Raw genomic sequence first — 19,428 nt, 5'->3', positions numbered from 1 at the left:
TAAACTAACTAAATGACCGAGCCATATAACTTGAAATGTCATCGGTCTATCGCTCGGTCAGTGGCGTTTTTAGTCACACGCAAAATGGCAGAGGGCAACTGTACGAATGAATGTGGTGAATCCCACAATGTCATCGTCGCATACTGCGATCGGCGCAACCCATTTATCAAATGATGAAAGTGGTTTATAATTGTCCATGTTGCAATCCTTTGTAATTTGGACAGGAGACAATGGAAGGTACTTCAATTGGAGACATTCAAGCGTCATATAAAGCATTTTAACGTCAGTTACAACAACGAAAGCAATTTTTTCGCGTCTTTAGACCATATACACCATCAATCCCACATTCGTTCAGACGAAGCTTAACGTCATTGTATAACGTTTTTTGGTTCTCTTTTAATGCAAGAACATGGCCACATTCTTTTTCTAAAATCTTTGTTGCAATATCCTTTTGGCAGCCATAGCCTTTAGTTGCGACGATAAAACCTTCCAGTGCGCCCCTATTAAGTGTTTTGTTAAATATCAGATGTATCACAATACCCAATCTTTGTCTTTCTACCAATACCATGGGAAGAGAACATGAAAATACCCCGAATCAGGCACTTTTTTAAGTGTCTAGTATTCGCGGTATCATTCACTTTTTAATATACATATCCATCGCTTCGATTGTCACATAACTAACATCTGGCACGCATCAAGCATCTAGCACCATTTTTCTACCGTTTCCGCACAAGACGCACAAAGCGCTTCATGTTTGGCGACTGTACCAACTGTCGTATTCACTTGCCAACAACGCGCACATGTCTCTCCAGCTGCTTTCTTCACGAGGACAGTGAGTTGCTCAAACTGATGCGCTGCTTCTGGTACGATTTGTTCAGACCCAGCCACCTCAACCTCTGATACAATAAACAGCTTTTGCAAGTCAGCCGTGCGCCCAAGTAATTCACGTACTTCTCCTGTTGGATACAACGTCAACGATGCTTGCAACGACTTGCCAATCACTTTCTCATTTCGCGCTTCTTCCAATGCTTTTAATACGTCATCACGCACGTTCATGAGCCTATGCCATTCAGCTTTCAAGCCTGCGACATTTTGTTGTTGTTCCGCCGTTGGCATATCGGTTAATTGCACACTTGCTTGAGCGACGCCAGGAATGTTTTCCCATACTTCTTCTGCTGTATGCGGCAAAATCGGCGCAATTAACTTCGATAAGGTTACCACTGCTTCATACATGACCGTTTGGAATGCCCGTCTTTCCGGGTCATTTGCTGGCGCAATATAAAGTGTATCCTTGGCAATATCCATATAAAACGCACTAAGTGTGACCGTGCAGAAATTGCGGAACTCATTGTACACTGTCACAAATTGATATTCGTCATAACCTTGGCGTACTTTTTCAATCAACTCTTGCAATGAAACATACATGAACTGATGAACACCGCTCAGTTCACTCGGTGCAATTCGATCTACCTCAGGGTTAAAATCATGCAAGTTCCCAAGCAAAAAGCGGAATGTGTTGCGGATTTTCCGGTACGCTTCTGCGACTTGTTGTAAAATGTCTTTTGAAACGCGCACGTCCGCTCGGTAATCAGATGATGCGACCCATAAACGCACAATATCTGCACCTAACTGCTTCGTTGCATCTGCCAAAGAAATCACATTTCCTAGCGACTTGCTCATCTTCCGCCCTTCGCCATCCATCGTAAACCCATGACTTAATACAGTTTTATAAGGCGCAACCCCATTGATTGCCACTGACGTTGACAGTGAGGAGTTAAACCAACCTCGGTATTGGTCACTTCCTTCAAAATAAACATCTGCCGGAAACGTCAAATCTTCGCGTTCTTTTAAGACCGCCTCATGAGAAGAACCAGAATCAAACCAGACATCCATGATATCTGTTTCTTTCGTAAAGTGACCATTTGGACTATGTGGTGATGTAAAATCAGGTGGAAGAAGGTCTTTTGCTTCTCGCTCAAACCACACGCCCGATCCGTGTTCGCGGAATAACTGGGCGACATGCGCAATGGTTTCCTCCGTGATGATTTCCTGCCCATCTTCTCCATAAAAAACAGGAATTGGCACGCCCCACACACGCTGACGAGAAATACACCAATCACCACGATCACGCATCATGTTAGCAAGTCGTGTTTCACCCCACTCAGGAAACCAGTTTGTATCCTTGATCGCCTGTAACAATTGCCCACGAATTTTTTCAATCGAGGCAAACCACTGTGCTGTTGCTCGGAAAATGACTGGTTTTTTCGTCCGCCAGTCATGTGGATAAGAATGGGTCATAAACGACAACTTCAAAAGTGAACCGTTTTCCGTCAATTTTTCTGCCACTTGCTTATTAATGTTGTCATAAAATTCACCCGTAAAACCAGGTGCTTCTTCCGTCATAACGCCTTTTTCATCCACTGGACATAACACATCTAATCCATACTTCTGACCAACAACAAAGTCGTCTTCCCCATGACCTGGCGCGGTATGCACACATCCTGTTCCGGCATCGAGCGTCACGTGTTCCCCGTTCATGACAAGCGCTGTTCGCTCATAGAACGGATGCTTCGCAGTAATATATTCAAGTGCGCTTCCTTTCACTGTTTTCGTAACAGTCGCATCTTCCCAAGATAGTTCTTTCTTTAACGTATCAAGTAAACCACTTGCAACAACATACGAGCGTCCATCTACTGCAACAACGCTATAATCTAAATCCGCATGTACTGTAATCCCGAGGTTGGCTGGGAGCGTCCACGGTGTCGTCGTCCAAATCACGAAGGCATCATCTTCAGACAAGACACCTTTCCCGTCCATAACTTGAAAAGAAACATAGATAGATGGCGAACGCTTATCATGATACTCAATTTCTGCCTCTGCCAATGCAGATTCAGACGACGGCGACCAATACACCGGTTTTTTTCCTTTGTAAATATAACCTTTACATGCCATCTCGCCAAATACTTGAATTTGCCGCGCCTCAAACGACTTATCGAGGGTCACATACGGATTGAACCAATCACCAAGCGCGCCCAGACGCATAAATTGTTCCCGTTGCCGCTCAATTTGCGTCCAAGCATATGCCTCACACCGTTCACGAAACGCTTTTGTGCTCATTTTTTTGCGATCCACTTTTTTATTCTTCGTCAATGCTGTTTCAATTGGTAATCCATGCGTGTCCCAACCGGGTACAAATGGTGCTTGAAAACCAGTCATTGATTTATAACGCACAATAAAATCTTTTAGCGTCTGTGTGAGTGCATGCCCCATATGCAGGTCACCATTGGCATAAGGTGGACCGCCATGTAGGATAAATAAAGGTCGCCCCTCCGTTCGTGCCTGCACTTGCTTATACATATCGATCTCACGCCATTTTTCTTGTCGTTTCGGCTCACTATTTGGTAAGTTCCCTCTCATCGGAAACGCCGTCTTTGGCATTAATAATGTATGCTTATAATCCATCTCGTCGCCCCTTTTCCATATCTCATTAAAAACAAAAAAGCCCTCATCCCGAAAAGGGACGAGAAGCTTTTCCCGTGGTACCACCCTCATGAGAGCAACAACTCCCACTCATACACTGGTAACGCGGATGACGCGCCATGCATTACAACCTGTCCCGGCATTCATGCATAGAACTAAAGGGTGATTTTCAGTAAACGAACAAATGACCAGGCTCACACCATCCCCGATTCGCTTTAGCTTGTTCCTGTTTACATACTGTCCCTCTCACTGCTTTTAACGTTCATTCAGTTGAATAGCATTATATAATACTTGCAAGCTAAATGCAAGTTACTTTGCTGGCACTTCTTGTGTTGATCCAGATTCCTCTACTTCTTCATCAACAACACGGTCCCAGTCTTCACTCCGTAACATTTCTAGTTGCGCTTCAATCAACATCTTAAAGCGCATTTTATACACAGACGCTTGTTTTTTCATTTCTTCTGTTTCCATCATCACTTTTCGAGACTTCATTAATGCCTCATTTACAATGCGATTCGCATTCTTTTCAGATTCTTTCACGATAAGCTGCGCTTCCTTTTCTGCATTACGACGCAAATCGTCGGCAGTTTCCTGTGCGACCAAAACAGCTTTGTTTAATGTTTCTTCGATGTTGTTAAAATGAGCGAGTTTTTCCTCCAGTGATGTCACTTGTTCAAACAATGTCTTCTTTTCTCGTAACACTGCTTCATAATCCTTAATTAACTGATCCAAAAACTCATTCACTTCATCCTCATCATAACCACGAAATGAACGCGTAAATTCTTTTTTGTGAATGTCTAATGGTGTTAAAGGCAATGCAGCCACCTCCTCTTTAAAATAGGCCAAGTATGTATTGGTTACTCAACCAAAATCGTCCTTGCGAAAACTTCACTACCGTTACTTATTCGACAGCGCCTTGCCAATTCCTGCTTTCATTTTTTCTTTTTCATGTGTCCTCATGTAAGACGGCGTCCAATGACAACCCGAACACGGTCTTTTTTTGTCAGTCCATGCGCTTGTAAAAACTTTGCACGCCCAAGACCTCGGACAGATATTTCGTCACCTACATATAAGTGGACATTTGCTTTCTCAATAGGACAATCGTTTACTTTTACAAGTCCTTTTCCAATGGCCGTTACTGCTTTGGCTCGTGATAGGCTATAAATCACCGCAACCATCGTATCTATCCGTAACGAAGATACCGTCACATGGCGTTCATCCCACTGCACAGGAGGGCCGATAAATGCTGAAAGCGGCAACGGCGAGAGCTCAACATTCACTTGCGCAATTCGCGTAAGGACGCTGCGAACATAGCCCTCAACCTCACTTACACAAGCAAACATACACTGATTGTCTGCAACAAAAATGTCACCAAACTTCCTTCGCTCTAAACCAACCTGCATAAGCGCCCCAAGTACATCACGATGAGCGATGTTGACAAATTTACTTGAGAATGAAGCGCCTAAAATACTGATTGACCATGTACACTGCTCATCCTTTAAATAGCTGGGACGGAGCACCGCTCGCTTTCGTTCACACTGCGCAGAACCGCCGAAAAAACAAAGGTCTACCGCTTCATCTTTTCCAATGATAGTTTTCATTATTTCTTGTTCTCGCCTATTAAGAAAATCTGTCATCTTCTCTTGATGATACTGTACCACCTGATCATATAACGTACGGACGTCATCCACAAAGGGACGTTCTGTTTCCCGAAAATGCTCGTACATCATGCGTCTTTAAAAAAGCGACAAAATCATATTTTGTAGTGCAATAAGCCCGTTACTTGCTAAACGCAACGCGAGAATACCAACAAGCGGTGACAAATCGATCATCCCGAGTGGTGGAATAAAGCTCCGAAAAATTGCCAAATACGGCTCACAGATTTGACCTAGTATTTGACCAAACGCCGTTTCCCGAGCATTTGGAAACCACGACATTAAAATATATGCAAGCAACGCAAATGTGTACAACCAAAATGCATTGTGTAAAAAAGAGAAAATAAATATCACAACTGACATGATGATACGCCACCTTTCATTTTTACTCTATCTTATTATCTATAAAAGCCGAAATCGATCCTGTCACTTCTACATTATCTGGCGTGCACACAAACACACCGGGACCAATCTTTTGAATATCACCATCGATCGCATACACAGTACCACTTAAAAAATCAATCATACGTCGCGCTTCGTCCTCTTCAATTTGTCCTACATTGAGAACGACTGCCTTGCGACGCTTTAAATGATCGGCCACTTGTTGGACTTCGTCATATGTAAGTGGTTCTATAAGCATCATTTTTGCCGTTTTTTGTGCACTTTGTAAGCTGACTACATTTGGAGACGTTGCTTTTTCTTTTGTCACTGCCGATGCTCTCTTAGGCTGCTGTGGAGATAATCGTTCCTCAGGCAAATCCGCTGTGTCACTTGTGTCTTCTATATGAAAATAACGTTTAAACTTAGACTTAAAGCTCACAGAACCCCTCCTCTACAAAAGTTATCTCAACGTTTCGTTACCAACAAGAGATGTGCCTAGACGGATAAAGGTTGCCCCTTCTTCAATCGCAACTTGATAATCATTGGACATACCCATCGACAACGCTTTGCACGGGGCATGACTCAGTTGCAGCGATTGGATGTCATCTCTCAATAACCGTAGCGCTCGAAATACAGGACGTACTTCCTCAGCATTACGAACAAACGGTGCCATTGTCATTAGCCCCACAATTTGTAACGATGGAAAGTCCGCTAATGCAGCAATAAAATCTTTCACTTCATGAGGGCGCAACCCAGCTTTCGTCTTTTCTCCCGACACATTTACTTGGACAAAACATTTTAGGGGACAATGTTGATCTAATCTTTTATCAAGTGCTTGTGCTAGACGCAGCCGGTCCAATGAGTGAATATACGTAAACGCACTCGCAACATGCTTCGCTTTTTTTGATTGTAGTGACCCAATAAAATGCCAGACCGCTTTATTATGAGTAACCGCCGACATCTTTTCCAGCGCCGTATCTACACGATTCTCACCAATATCATATATCCCTGCTGCCAATACACGGTGAATCGTCGGCACACCAACATTTTTTGTAACCGCAACGACACGAACACTTGACGCTGCCCGTCCACTCTTCTCGCAAGCCGTCATAATGCTATGGCGAATATCCATGAAATTCTCTTCTACATTCACAGAAGGATACAAGTTATTTCCCACTCCTCATCCCTATGACACTCATCATTCTACCTGTCTGGCCTTTCTCTCGACGATAAGAAAAAAAGCGTGGATCAATGTATGTACACTCGGGTGCAGTATAAATTTGCGTCATACAAAGACCTGCTGCTTGAAACAGTTGCTGATGGAGCATACGCAAGTCAAGGGTATAATGTCCCTCACGTACTTGCTGATACGGTGGCACGGCCCCTACTGGAACAATGGCGGTTACACGATCAATCACAGCCTGATCGACTTCATACTTGTGTCCAGAAATACAGGGTCCGATGAAGACATGAATATCCTCTATCGGCACATGATGTTTCGTTTGCCATAGCGACACAAGCTTTTGTCCGATTTGCTGTACCGTTCCACGCCATCCAGCGTGACAAAGACCAATCAAACGTGCACGTGGTGCGACAAAATAAAGCGGGGTACAATCTGCATACAAACTCGTGAGTAAAATCCCAGACTCATTTGTATATAATCCATCTGTTGCTGGCAGGGCATCGCTGAGCGAATACGCACCCCTCCCCTTATCTTTATTCGTGACATAACGAATCGTTGTCTCATGCACTTGTTCACTCCCTACCCAACAATCGAGCGGGAACGCCAAGTCAGAAGCAAGTCGCTCTCTGTTGCGAATCACAGCAGCGGCATCATCATGAACATGGAATCCCAAATTACATGTGGCATAAGGAAGCTCACTTACGCCACCTTCCCTTGTTGTAAACCCCGCAACCAAATGTGGCATCAATGTTGTGAGTGTAGAGGCTTCTAAAAAACGGGTCGATATTTCTTTCCACATCACGTGATGTACCTCACTTTCCAGAACACAGAAGTCAGCCGCCTGAGATTAAAAACTGACCGTATTAACCCTTTAAATGCTTCACTCTATTCCCGGATCTGACTTCTAACCTCCGGAAACCTTATCTCCCTTACATTTTACCACAGGAAACAGTAAACGAGAAACGATACTTTCTTAACAAAAGCAAAAAAGGTACTTTTCATCCTTGTCTACGATGAAAAGTACCTTTTAACATATAGGGTTCAGCCTTTTTACGATTCAATATGCTTGTTCATTTGCCGAATTGCACCTTTCTCCAAGCGAGACACTTGTGCTTGCGAAATGCCGATTTCATCGGCGACTTCCATCTGTGTTTTCCCTTGAAAAAAGCGCATATTGACAATGGTTTTCTCTCGGTCATTTAAACGCAGCATCGCTTCTTTCAACGCCATTGCCTCGACCCAGTCTGTGTCTTTCTCACGGTCATCACTAATTTGATCCATCACAAAAATCGGATCACCGCCGTCATTATAAATTGGCTCAAACAGTGACACTGGATCTTGAATGGCATCGAGCGCAAAAACGATATCTTCTTTTGGCACATCTAACGCTTTTGCAATTTCTTGCACTGTTGGCTCTTTTTCACGCTTTTTCTCCGCCATCATTTGATCACGTGTTTGTAGTGCTTTATAAGCAATGTCTCGTAACGACCGTGACACACGAATGGGGTTATTGTCACGTAAATAACGGCGAATCTCACCGATAATCATCGGGACTGCATAAGTAGAAAACTTCACATTTTGACTTAAATCAAAGTTGTCAATTGATTTCATTAAACCAATACAGCCAACTTGAAATAAGTCATCGACATGCTCACCACGATTATGAAACCTTTGAATGACACTTAATACTAGGCGCAAGTTTCCATTCACAAGCGTCTCACGCGCGGGCTCATATCCGTCTTGAAGGCGGGTGAATAACTCCCTCATTTCAGTGTTCTTTAGTACAGGTAACTTCGATGTATCTACACCACAAATCTCTACTTTGTTTCGAGTCAAATTCTTTCCCCCCTGAACGGAAAATGATGTCAGGAGAAGTATGTCCGACAGGAGGAAAAATATGCATATCTCGACATTTAGCGACATGTTTAAATAAGCGCGACGCCTTCTCTAAACGCATTTGAACGATCAAAAAATATTTCCGAGACTACACCATTTTTTTGAACTCTTTTTGCAATCGTTTAATGATCCGCTTTTCTAGCCGAGAAATATAAGATTGCGATATACCAAGCAAATCTGCCACATCTTTTTGTGTTTTTTCTTCCTGACCTGACAGACCAAAACGGAGCTCCATAATTTGTTTCTCACGATCACTCAACGTATGCAGCGCCTTCACAAGCAATTTACGATCAACTTGTTCTTCAATTCCTTTTGTAATAATATCATCATCTGTCCCAAGCACATCTGATAATAGCAATTCGTTGCCATCCCAATCAATGTTTAATGGTTCATCAAAAGAAACTTCTGAGCGTGTTTTATTGTTGCGTCGTAAATACATTAAAATCTCATTTTCGATACAGCGAGAAGCATACGTTGCAAGCTTAATTTTTTTCTCAGGATTAAACGTATTCACTGCTTTAATTAAACCAATCGTACCAATGCTAATTAAATCTTCAATGTTGATGCCTGTGTTCTCAAACTTCCTCGCAATGTATACAACGAGCCGCAAGTTGCGTTCAATTAAAACCGCTCGAACCGCCTCATCTCCAAGCGGCAATTTCTCTAAAAGGGTTGCTTCTTCTTCTTTTGACAACGGTGGTGGCAACGCCTCACTTCCACCTATGTAATAAATCTCATCCGCTTTTAATCCGAGCTTGTAAAGCAATCGATACCAAAATAACCGTAGTTTTAATTTGATCATGACAAATTCCCCCTTATTGTCTATGAGACTGCTTGTTTTTGAATAAGTTGTGGGTGAACAATACATTGAAAAGTAGCTTCTGGAGAAAGGGTTCGCTCGTACAATCCTATTAACACGTTTCTCGTCTCATACACGTCTCCACCATGAGTGAGGCGAACACGGTCAGGTTTTAACGCTGCTAAAAAAGGTTTTGCTTGCCCCACTGCGCGAAAAGGGACAATTCTCATCCGTGCCAACAATGGATAATCGTGATGATCCACGTCCGTTCGTAAAGATGTGATGACATCAAGCTGTTCTTTCGTAAAATGCTCATACAATAAATGCGTCTCAATGATCATGACCGGTGTACGTGTCATTGGATCTCGCAACTGATTGCCAGTATCTATGAAACCTGTTACAACAACACACACGCCGTCTATCCAACATTCCACATCGACCAGTTGCTCACTATTTACTTTTTTCACTTCAAAACTAGCCACTTGTTGTTTGGCAAAATACAACACAAGCGGTACACAAATGAGCACAAATATCCAACTTATCATTGGCCCACCTAGACCATAACCAGGTAAATATGCCAACACATCCGCATCTGTTTGGAAAAAGTAATGTAAAGCAAACAACCCACCACCGGTGATAAATGCAACAAAATAAAATGTTGCTAACCCTTGTAAGAAATAGGTCATTCGTCGATAACCAAAAGAAACTACAACGATCATCGCTGAATAGACGAGCTTCACGAGTGGATGGAGAAACCATGATGCCAGTGGTGTAAACATGAGAAACACAATGGCAGAGGCAATCAATGCACCGAGTAACATCCTGACATGTTGAAAACGACGTTTTAATAACAATGCTGTGCAGGCGAGCAATAAATAATCAATGCCGACATTTAACAACCAAATTAAGTCCAGATAAACAATCATGCTTGCCCTCCTCGGCAGCATTGTTTTAAAAGCGGCGCTTCTCTTTCTTTATCTGTTTTCAGTATAAAAGATACGAAAGTGAAATTCTGTCACTTCCTGATCCAAGCACCATTGTTATTTTGAAAAGTTTTAGCAAAGATTGTCCCCTTCTCTCGATCGTTTGTGGCATGTCAAAAACACGAAAAAAAAACGATGCAAAGCAATCCGCTCACATCGCTCTCACAGCGTCATTCACGCTATTTTTTTGTAATCAATGGTTTAGCCGGGTTTCCTACAACCGTTGTGTCAGGTAAAACATCTTTAGTCACGACTGCACCTGCACCTACAACTGCACCTTTTCCGATCTCTACACGAGGCAACAAACTTGCATGATGCCCAATTTTTGCACCTTCACGAATGACCGGACCTTTATGGTGTCCACGTCCAGAAGCCATATACTTGTCATTGGACATTGCACAACACGGGCCAAGAAATGCGTTGTCTTCAATCGTTGTACCGCCTGTCACATACGTGCCCGTTTGAATAGTTACACGTTCACCAATAAACGTATCTGGCTCCACCATCGCATGCCGACCTATAATTGACTGTTTGCCTATTTTTGTTTGCTCTCTGACGCTGACATGATCAGCAATTAAAGCACCTTCACAAATTGTTGTTCCTTTGTACAAAGTAACATGGCTGCCAATCACCACATCACGTTCAATGACCAACGGCTGCAAATCTTCCCTCGGTTTTCGGGCCATTTTTTTATTTTTCACTGGGCTATTTCCAAGCAAACTAAAAGATTTAATTTTCACCCCGTCTTCAATGATGGTTCCTTCTTTAATGACACAATGATGGTCAATTTCCACATCATTTCCAATGTATACATCAGCCTCAATCACCACAAACTGTCCAATCTGCACATTTTCGCCTAACTGCGCCCGCTCATCAATCAACGAAATGACCCCCCTTCTCAAAATGATCCTTCATTTTTTCCGTAGAAAAAGATGTTAAGGGCAATTGCACAGGGCACTTAGATACTGTAGATTGATATAAAGCAAAGATTGTTTCTAATGCGCGCTCAGCATCCTCCCCACTCACATAATGAGCGTCTTCTTTTTCCCCTAATATACGATTGACATAAGCTTCGTACATGCGAACACGCTCTAATCCGTCTGCATGTAACATTTTTTCGTCTACTTTAACACCCACCACCTCAAAAGACTCAATTTTATCTAACAAACTACCCCGAATCGTCACAACACCTTTTTCAGCAAATATTTTAAGTGAACAATCATTATGATTTGGTAAAGAAATCGTGTTTGCCTCGATGAGTCCATGCGCACCATTTTTAAAGTGCAGTAAACCAAAGGCAACATCTTCTGTTTCTTTGTACGGTTTTACTCTCATCATGTTCCCATACACTTGTGACACGTCTCCAAGCAACCATACAAGCAAGTCAACAATATGGATGCCTTGGTTCACAAGCATGCCGCCATCTTGAGCCCACGTCCCCCTCCACGGCACTTGCTCGTAATATTCTTCTGAACGATTCACAGTAATTGTACCAACACCGTAATAAATCTCTCCAAGCAATCCTTCATTGATCATTCCCTTTAGCTTCATCATGGCATTCATATACCTTCTCTGATAACAAACAAGTAGTAAACGACGTTTATCTTTTGCTAGTTGTGATAATAATCTAGATTCTGATAGCGAAAGCGCAAGGGGCTTCTCAACAATCACATGCTTGCCTGCCTCGAGTGCGTTCTGAACCATCTCAGCGTGCACCCCAGAACTTGTTGCCACCAAAATAATGTCCAGTTCTTCATTTGCAAGCATCTGTCGATAGTCATCATACAAAGAAATAAATGTATGACGCGTCTGTTCATTCGCGACCTTATAAGCAATATGATGCATTCTTTCGCGTGACAGGTCACTTAATGCCTTTACAGCAATTTGATCGACAGATGCAAGCGCCTGACAATGTTTCTCTGTAATTTGTCCACAGCCAATAATTCCGAGTTTTAGTTTCACGATTCGCTCCCCCACATCTAGAATGATGCTGCCTCCTCCACCCAAACTATTTCCTTAATGACTTCAAACACTTTGCTTTTAACTCTTTTGCTCGAAAACTACCCGCCCCATTCAAAATTAAATACCGATGGTCATCTTCTTTTAATTTCATGCATTGGTCACATGTTTCTGCAGCCTCTGTATAATGACCTAATTCAAACAAAAATTGTGCTTTCATGAAATGTAAATCTACATAGTCTGGATATAATTTGATAGCTTGCGCAATACTTGGCCAGCCCCCCTCATAGTGACCAGACTCAAAGATCACTGCATATTTTAATCGATATAATACTGATGGCGGCAATGAATCTCGCTTTACAAATTCCATAATTGCAATATTAACGAGTTGAAAAGCTGATTCATAGTCTTTCACTCTGTAATACTCCGACGCCATATGATACATCACCCACGGATGATCATTGCCTTCTTGATATTCAAGCTGTAAAAGTTCCACATTTCGTCCATGTTTATCTTTTTCGTCTACGCTTTCTTTTAAATAACCATAGTGATTCAATTTTAAAGGAAACGTTCCTGCCGATATGTCTTCTGAAATATCTAATGTTTCATGAATACGATTTTTAAAAGCCAAACCTTTCTCATTACGGAAAAGTCGCGGTTGATATGCTTGATACACTTCTCTTTCATCTTTTTCCTCTCCCACATAATTAAGAACAGATATATACAACACCGTTTCTTCACGGCTTTTTAACTTCTTCCTTAACTTTTTTGCGTTTTTAATGTCTATCTCTTCATCGGCGTCCATATATAATATCCATTCCCCCGTCGCTCGACTAATGCTGTCATTACGTGCTGCTGCAAAGTGATTCGACCATGTAAATGAAAAAATATTGTCCGTAAATTTTTTGCAAATATCCATTGTCATATCTGTGCTACCCGTATCAACAATAATGATTTCGTCTACAAAATCTTTCACACTATTTAAGCCACGCGCAATCGATTTTTCTTCATCTTTTACAATCATACACAATGAAACCAACGGTTTTGTCATTCCTATCACTCCTCAAGCAAAGTTATTCTCCTCGTTTTTCCACCACTCCTACCTTACACATACGAAGCCATATGATAATTTATTCAAGCACAATTGTATTAATTCTTGTTAGTTTTCATATACGTAGTACAGATGTATACGCCCATCCTTCTGAAGAGGTGATAAAAGTGATTTCGCTCGCTCAAGTCAATCATCAGTTCCAGTTTTTAAAAGATGATATCTTACAAGCTGTCACCCGTGTGATTGATCGTGGACAATTTATTTTAGGCACAGAAGTTTCCTCGTTTGAAGAAGAAGTTTGTCACTATTTAAAGAGTAAACATGCTGTTTCTGTTGCAAACGGGACTGATGCACTCATCTTAGCTTTGCGGGCTTTGGATATTGGCTACGGGGATGAAGTGATTACGACACCGTTAACTTTTTTTGCCACGGCAGAAGCGATTTCTTCTGTTGGCGCCACACCTGTTTTCGTTGACATCGATCCATATACTTACAACCTCGATCCACATAAAATTGAGGAAAAAATTACAAATAAAACCCGTGCAATCCTTCCTGTACACTTGTATGGACAAATGTGTGATGTACCCTTCATAAATGAGATTGCCAAAGCGCATCGGCTTTTTGTCATTGAAGATGCTTGCCAAGCTTTTGGCGCCGCATGGAAAGGAAAAAAATCAGGAACAATTGGCGACATCGGCTGCTTCTCATTTTTCCCGACCAAAAATCTGTCAACCATTGGTGATGGCGGTTTAATTGTCACACAATCAGAAGATATTGCCCGCAGAGTGAAACAGCTACGTCATCACGGTACGAAAGTAAAGAACTACCATGATGAAATTGGATACAATAGTAGGTTAGACGAAATCCATGCAGCAATCTTGAGAGTATGTCTGCCATACATCGATGAGTGGACAAACAAACGAGTTGCTCACGCTCATCGTTACAGTGTGCTGGAGGGTACAAATAACATTCGGACACCCTATGTTACAAGCGAGGAAAGTCATTGTTTTCATCTTTACTGTATCGAGCATCCACACCGCGATCACATTCATACGCACTTAAAAACACAAGAAATTGCTAGCGGTGTCTATTATCCATTACCTCTACACCTTCAAAAAGTGTACCAACATCTCGGTTATACGCAAGGTGACTTTCCCGTATGCGAAGAAAAGATTTTACGTTTGTTGGCTTTACCGATGCACCCTTACTTGAGCATAGAAGATCAGAAACGAGTCATTGAAACATTGAAATCATACGATCCTATCTAAAATTCAAGCACACGTAAAAAGCCAAAAAGAGCACGAGTGCTCTTTTTGGCTTTTTCATCGTATGGATCGTTTCTATGAACGTTTGCGGCGATTACGTAAAAATGTTGGCACATCAAGCGTATCTGCTGATGCATTCGCCTGCTCTTTAGTAAGTGTCTTAAAACGATCCTCTGATCGTTTCTGCTCTCCCTTTGCCCCGGAGACAACATGTGATTTCCCTTGCCCTGAGACTGAAGCACCCGACTTTTGCTCACCGGAATCTTCAAATCCAGTTGCAATAACTGTGACAATGATTTCATCTTTTAAATTCTCGTTGATGACAGAACCAAAGATCATGTTTACTTCTGCATCACAAGCTTCCGACACAATCTCAGCTGCTTCATGTACTTCATATAAACTTAAGTTCGTACCACCAGTAATATTCATGAGCACACCTTGCGCCCCATCAACAGATGTTTCCAAGAGTGGACTAGATATCGCTTTTTTCGCAGCTTCTGACGCCCGCATTTCACCATTGGCCACGCCAATACCCATGAGCGCGGAACCTTTTTCACTCATCACCGTCTTAACATCTGCAAAGTCAAGGTTAATTAACCCCGGTGTCGCGATCAAATCAGAAATGCCTTGTACCCCTTGGCGTAATACATTATCTGCTTCTCTAAATGCTTCAAGCATCGGTGTATTTTTATCAACAATTTCTAGTAAGCGATCATTCGGAATAACAATCAATGTGTCCACCTTTTCTTTCAATGCTGCAATCCCTGCAAACGCTTGTGTTTGACGTCTGCGTCCTTCAAAAGTAAACGGGCGTGTCACAACACCTACTGTAAGCGCACCAATTTCTTTTGCAACTTCAGCAATGACAGGTGCGGCCCCTGTGCCTGTGCCTCCACCCATGCCAGCAGTGATGAACACCATATCTGAATCTTGCAGAACTTCTTCTAATTGCTCCCGACTTTCTTCGGCTGCCTTTTTTCCGATCTCCGGGTTGGCACCAGCACCTAAACCTCGTGTTAATTTGCCACCAAGTTGTAGCTTCTTCTCCGCTTTAGAAAGGTGTAACGCTTGGGCATCTGTATTGACTGCAATGAATTCAACACCTTGCAGTCCATTTTCAATCATACGGTTGACAGCGTTAGAGCCACCACCTCCAACACCAATCACTTTTATTTGCGCCAATTGATCCATATCCATTTCAAAATCAAACATCTCAAAATCCCCCTAACCAGACTGTATGACGGCTTGTCTTATTCAAATAATGACTTAAACATCTTTTTTACCTTGGATTCATTCTTCTGCTGCGCTTGTTTCCCAGATGGTTGTTTAGAAGCCGTCGTACCTCGCGGTGTATCTTCTGTCACTTGCGCAAAAGCAGCGGCAACCTCTCTTCCCTTCATGTGCATATATTTATGAGAAAACTGGATCAGACCAATGCTGACCGTATACGTCGGCTCCCGTACACCAATATAATTCGGGATTGCTGTTCGCACCGTGCCATTTAACATATCCTTTGCCAATTCTAGTACCCCAGGCAAGCTTACTGTGCCACCTGTTAATACAAATCCACTTGGAAAGTGCTTAAAACCAAGACGAACAAGTTCTTTTGCAACAAGCTCAAATAACTCCTCCAGCCGTGGTTCAATGACACGAGCCAGTTCTAGTTGCGTGACTGTCTGCTTTTCATCGTCGCCTACTTGTTCAATTGTGACGATTTCTTCACGGGCAGCCTCATCAATAAACGCATGTCCATGTTGACATTTCACTCGTTCTGCCTCTTCTGTTGTCATTCTCAATCCAATTGCGAGGTCATTTGTAATATGGTCGCCACCGACCGGTAAAACCATTGTAGCTTGTAATGTTCCTTGTTCAAAAACAGATATCGTTGTCGATCCACCACCAATATCTAATACACAAACGCCGAGGCGTTTTTCATCTTTCGATACCGCCACCGCACCAGTAGCAAGCGACTGCAAACAAATATCAGCCACTTCAAGTCCCGCCCGCTCAACACAGCGTAACAAATTATGCAACACGGTTTTTGATCCAGTGACCATTGTACCTTCGACCTCTAGGCGAACGCCAATCATGCCACGTGGATCAGTAATCTCGTCTAAACCGTCTACAATAAATTGCTTCGGCAATACGTCGATAATTTCTCTCTCTGGAGGGATCGATAACACTTGCGCTGCCTCAAGTACACGCTGTACATCTTCGTGCCCAATTTCACGATCACTGCTCGATACAGCGACTACCCCATGGCAAGGTGTCAACTCAACATGACTGCCATTGACGCCAACGACGACTTGTTGTATTTTTACGCCAACCATTCTCTCAGCTTCATCTATTGCACACCTAATGGACTGCACAGTCTCATCTATATCAACGATGACGCCTTTGCGCACACCTTTTGAAGGTGCATTTCCTACACCCAAAATATTCATTGAGCCGTTTGTGAGCTCTGCAATGATGACTCGAACAGAAGATGTACCAATATCTAAACTTACATACGTTTCGCTACTCACCCGCCGAACCTCCTTGTCTACACAGTCTTGATGTCGACCTTACTTTGAGACTTCGCTTCTTCTGAATATGTAATGTATTCAACAGCGAACACGCAAATCCTTTAATCTCACTATTTCTCCTCTATAAGTCTACACTAAGATCAGCGCAGAGAAAAGGAAAAACCTCAACAAATTATAAGGAAGATTGTGCAACATGATAGATAAGTGTCCACCTATTTTTAATCATTTGCCTCCACACCGCCACGATCCTCATTTAATCCTTGATTAGCTGCTTGGAAATAGGGACTTAATTTCATATGCAACACGCCAGGTTGTGATGCATCTATTTGAGAAGACACCTTCAAATATGGACGCATATATTCCGCAAATCCCTCAAGTGATGTACGTACTTCGATCCCATCTGTCATATAGACGGCCAATGCTACTTGATCATCTTCCACGTGCATCGGCATTATTTCAGAAATACATTTCATCACGGCTGGATCCGTTTTGGCCAATTCTTTGCTTAAAGTCTTTAACCAACGCTGCTCTGAGAAACCGATCAAGATTGGCGCATCACCAAGTACTTTCGCAAAAGAAACAGGTGCGAGCTTCTCCCCAGAAGCGAGGATAGGTGCATATGTGTCGTCGACAAGAACATAGCCAACACGTTCATGTTCTTCAATGGTCATGACGACGGTTGTTGGCCACTTCTTTTCAATCGACACCGATTTTATCCCTCTTAACGTTGTTATTTGTGCCTCTTTCTCATCTAAAGACAATTGCCACATACTATCTCCTTCACGTATCCCACTTTCTCTCATCAGTTCGTTTTCTTCAATCAACTCGTTGCCAGTCACAATCAGTTTATCGACTTTGCTAAACGGACTTTGAAAATAAACAAGCACAAGCAAAAAGAAGAAAAATAATAGTACGAACATCAGTAAACGACGATTGGATTTTCTTTTTCTTTGCTCCTTGATTGGTGGCATTGTGACAACTTTATCATTTTTCATCACAAAATCGTTTTTCAACTCCTTAATAAATGAACATAGCAATGTTTGCCCAATGAGAAAAAGTTTCTTGGCTACAATCCATTCGCTATCGTGCACAAAAAATCCTCTATTTTCTAAAAATATTTTGGCAATCGCACGCTTTAACGTGCATGTTGACTAATATTCAGTAATATACCAATGGAGAGCAACATTAAAGTTAACGATGAGCCACCATAGCTCAGCAACGGAAGCGTGATGCCCGTTACTGGGATAAGTCCGGTCACAACGCCGATATTAATCATGACTTGAATGACAATCATGGTTGTAATTCCAATTGCTAGAAAACTCCCGAATAAATCTGGTGCACCTAATGCGATACGAATCCCTCTCCAAAAAAGCAACAAAAAACAAAGCAACACGGCCAACCCACCTAAAAAACCCATTTCCTCTGCCAAAATAGAGAAAATAAAATCGGTTTGTGGCTCTGGTAAATAAAAATACTTCTGCCGGCTTTCACCTAATCCCATTCCGAACAATCCACCTGGACCGATCGCAAATAGTGACTGGATAATTTGAAATCCACTTCCTAATGGGTCACTCCATGGGTCTAAGAAAGATTGGATCCGTTCAATACGGTAAGGCGCACTGGCAATCAAACCGACAAAACCCGCGAGACCTAATAAACCAAGCAAAGCAAAATGCATGATGCGCGCACCAGACACAAAAATCATGACCACACACGTCGCCACCATCACCGCACCTGTTCCTAGGTCAGGCTGTAACATAATTAAACCAAATGCAATCAATACAAGCCCTAAAGAAGGCACGAGTCCTTTTTTAAACGAGACAATTCGTTTTTGGTATTTTGCCAAGTACCATGCTAAGAAGATAATCATCGCGATTTTCATAAACTCTGAAGGCTGGATAGAAAAAGCCCCTACACCAAGCCAACTGCGCGCTCCTCCACGCACTAAGCCAACCCCAGGAATTAAGACCACGATTAATAATAAAAAACAAATGAGAAGCAGCACTTTACTGTAAGTGCGCCATGTCCAATAATCAATCCGCATCATTCCAAGCATGAGCACAACCCCTGTACCACCAAAAAAAAGTTGCCGTTTTGCAAAGAAGTACGGGTCTTCAAAACGGTAAGACGCCCATGCTGCACTCGCACTATAAACCATCACTAAACCAATTGTTAATAGGGCGAGTGTAAGACAAAGCAGCATATAATCTGGTGCAGACTTTTGCTTGTACATGTATGTGAACACCTCTCA

General features: G+C 42.4%; 19 protein-coding genes and 1 other annotated feature. Of the genes, 1 reads left to right on the top strand and 18 read right to left on the bottom strand.

What is annotated here, in order from left to right:
- Window positions 1–69: 69 nt before the first annotated feature.
- From BLT29_RS13905 to BLT29_RS09025, 14 genes are all read right to left on the bottom strand, one after another.
- Window positions 70–198 carry a hypothetical protein gene (locus BLT29_RS13905; protein WP_281241408.1) on the bottom strand — a complete coding sequence of 43 codons (129 nt, stop codon included), beginning with the start codon at window positions 196–198 and terminating at the stop codon, window positions 70–72.
- A gap of 504 nt (window positions 199–702) precedes the next feature.
- Window positions 703–3,462, bottom strand: coding sequence for an isoleucine--tRNA ligase (gene ileS / locus BLT29_RS09085; protein ID WP_090775994.1), 2,760 nt, complete (start codon window positions 3,460–3,462; stop codon window positions 703–705).
- Window positions 3,463–3,513: 51 nt separating this feature from the next.
- Window positions 3,514–3,739: a binding site (T-box leader), on the bottom strand.
- A gap of 50 nt (window positions 3,740–3,789) precedes the next feature.
- Window positions 3,790–4,296 (bottom strand): DivIVA domain-containing protein, encoded by a 507-nt coding sequence (locus BLT29_RS09080; RefSeq protein WP_090775993.1) that lies wholly within the window; start codon window positions 4,294–4,296, stop codon window positions 3,790–3,792.
- A 140-nt stretch (window positions 4,297–4,436) separates the two neighbouring features.
- Window positions 4,437–5,171, bottom strand: a complete 735-nt coding sequence (locus tag BLT29_RS09075; RefSeq protein ID WP_245701193.1) for a YlmH family RNA-binding protein — start codon at window positions 5,169–5,171, stop codon at window positions 4,437–4,439.
- 45 nt (window positions 5,172–5,216) lie between these two features.
- A complete protein-coding gene (locus BLT29_RS09070; RefSeq protein WP_437182635.1) occupies window positions 5,217–5,498 on the bottom strand; it encodes a YggT family protein in 282 nt (93 codons plus the stop codon).
- Between the two features lie 22 nt (window positions 5,499–5,520).
- Window positions 5,521–5,955, bottom strand: coding sequence for a cell division protein SepF (locus tag BLT29_RS09065; protein ID WP_090775991.1), 435 nt, complete (start codon window positions 5,953–5,955; stop codon window positions 5,521–5,523).
- A 21-nt stretch (window positions 5,956–5,976) separates the two neighbouring features.
- Window positions 5,977–6,681, bottom strand: coding sequence for a YggS family pyridoxal phosphate-dependent enzyme (locus BLT29_RS09060; RefSeq protein ID WP_367576291.1), 705 nt, complete (start codon window positions 6,679–6,681; stop codon window positions 5,977–5,979).
- Between the two features lies 1 nt (window position 6,682).
- Complete coding sequence (pgeF, locus tag BLT29_RS09055; protein WP_090775990.1) at window positions 6,683–7,498, bottom strand: peptidoglycan editing factor PgeF; 816 nt, start codon at window positions 7,496–7,498, stop codon at window positions 6,683–6,685.
- A gap of 251 nt (window positions 7,499–7,749) precedes the next feature.
- A complete protein-coding gene (gene sigG, locus BLT29_RS09050) occupies window positions 7,750–8,622 on the bottom strand; it encodes an RNA polymerase sporulation sigma factor SigG (protein ID WP_245701191.1) in 873 nt (290 codons plus the stop codon).
- A gap of 61 nt (window positions 8,623–8,683) precedes the next feature.
- Window positions 8,684–9,397, bottom strand: coding sequence for an RNA polymerase sporulation sigma factor SigE (gene sigE, locus BLT29_RS09045; protein WP_090775988.1), 714 nt, complete (start codon window positions 9,395–9,397; stop codon window positions 8,684–8,686).
- Window positions 9,398–9,417: 20 nt separating this feature from the next.
- The gene (gene spoIIGA, locus BLT29_RS09040) at window positions 9,418–10,320 is read right to left on the bottom strand and encodes a sigma-E processing peptidase SpoIIGA (RefSeq protein ID WP_090775987.1); all 903 of its coding nucleotides are present in this window, start codon (window positions 10,318–10,320) and stop codon (window positions 9,418–9,420) included.
- 236 nt (window positions 10,321–10,556) lie between these two features.
- Complete coding sequence (locus BLT29_RS09035) at window positions 10,557–11,258, bottom strand: DapH/DapD/GlmU-related protein (RefSeq protein ID WP_090775986.1); 702 nt, start codon at window positions 11,256–11,258, stop codon at window positions 10,557–10,559.
- On the bottom strand, window positions 11,251–12,339 hold the full coding sequence (locus BLT29_RS09030; protein ID WP_176763876.1) for a Gfo/Idh/MocA family protein: 1,089 nt from the start codon (window positions 12,337–12,339) through the stop codon (window positions 11,251–11,253). The genes BLT29_RS09035 and BLT29_RS09030 overlap by 8 nt, the downstream gene beginning before the upstream one ends.
- A gap of 46 nt (window positions 12,340–12,385) precedes the next feature.
- Window positions 12,386–13,387: a glycosyltransferase family 2 protein gene (locus BLT29_RS09025; protein WP_090775984.1), complete on the bottom strand. Its 1,002-nt coding sequence runs from the start codon at window positions 13,385–13,387 to the stop codon at window positions 12,386–12,388.
- A gap of 167 nt (window positions 13,388–13,554) precedes the next feature.
- On the opposite strand from BLT29_RS09025, the gene BLT29_RS09020 reads away from it, so the two are divergent.
- Window positions 13,555–14,655: a DegT/DnrJ/EryC1/StrS family aminotransferase gene (locus BLT29_RS09020; protein ID WP_176763875.1), complete on the top strand. Its 1,101-nt coding sequence runs from the start codon at window positions 13,555–13,557 to the stop codon at window positions 14,653–14,655.
- A gap of 72 nt (window positions 14,656–14,727) precedes the next feature.
- On the opposite strand, the gene ftsZ is transcribed toward BLT29_RS09020, so the two are convergent.
- From ftsZ to spoVE, 4 genes are all read right to left on the bottom strand, one after another.
- Window positions 14,728–15,864 (bottom strand): cell division protein FtsZ, encoded by a 1,137-nt coding sequence (gene ftsZ, locus BLT29_RS09015; protein ID WP_090775982.1) that lies wholly within the window; start codon window positions 15,862–15,864, stop codon window positions 14,728–14,730.
- A 38-nt stretch (window positions 15,865–15,902) separates the two neighbouring features.
- Window positions 15,903–17,177 (bottom strand): cell division protein FtsA, encoded by a 1,275-nt coding sequence (ftsA, locus tag BLT29_RS09010; protein WP_090775981.1) that lies wholly within the window; start codon window positions 17,175–17,177, stop codon window positions 15,903–15,905.
- Window positions 17,178–17,395: 218 nt separating this feature from the next.
- A complete protein-coding gene (locus BLT29_RS09005; RefSeq protein ID WP_090775980.1) occupies window positions 17,396–18,268 on the bottom strand; it encodes a cell division protein FtsQ/DivIB in 873 nt (290 codons plus the stop codon).
- A gap of 44 nt (window positions 18,269–18,312) precedes the next feature.
- Window positions 18,313–19,410, bottom strand: a complete 1,098-nt coding sequence (spoVE, locus tag BLT29_RS09000) for a stage V sporulation protein E (RefSeq protein WP_090775979.1) — start codon at window positions 19,408–19,410, stop codon at window positions 18,313–18,315.
- Window positions 19,411–19,428 lie beyond the last annotated feature (18 nt).

The organism is Shouchella lonarensis (genome assembly GCF_900096965.1).
Classification (GTDB): Bacteria; Bacillota; Bacilli; order Bacillales; family Bacillaceae_D; genus Shouchella; species Shouchella lonarensis.
The sequence above is the reverse complement of the archived record's forward strand: the minus strand, read 5'-3'. Positions and strand labels throughout refer to the sequence as shown.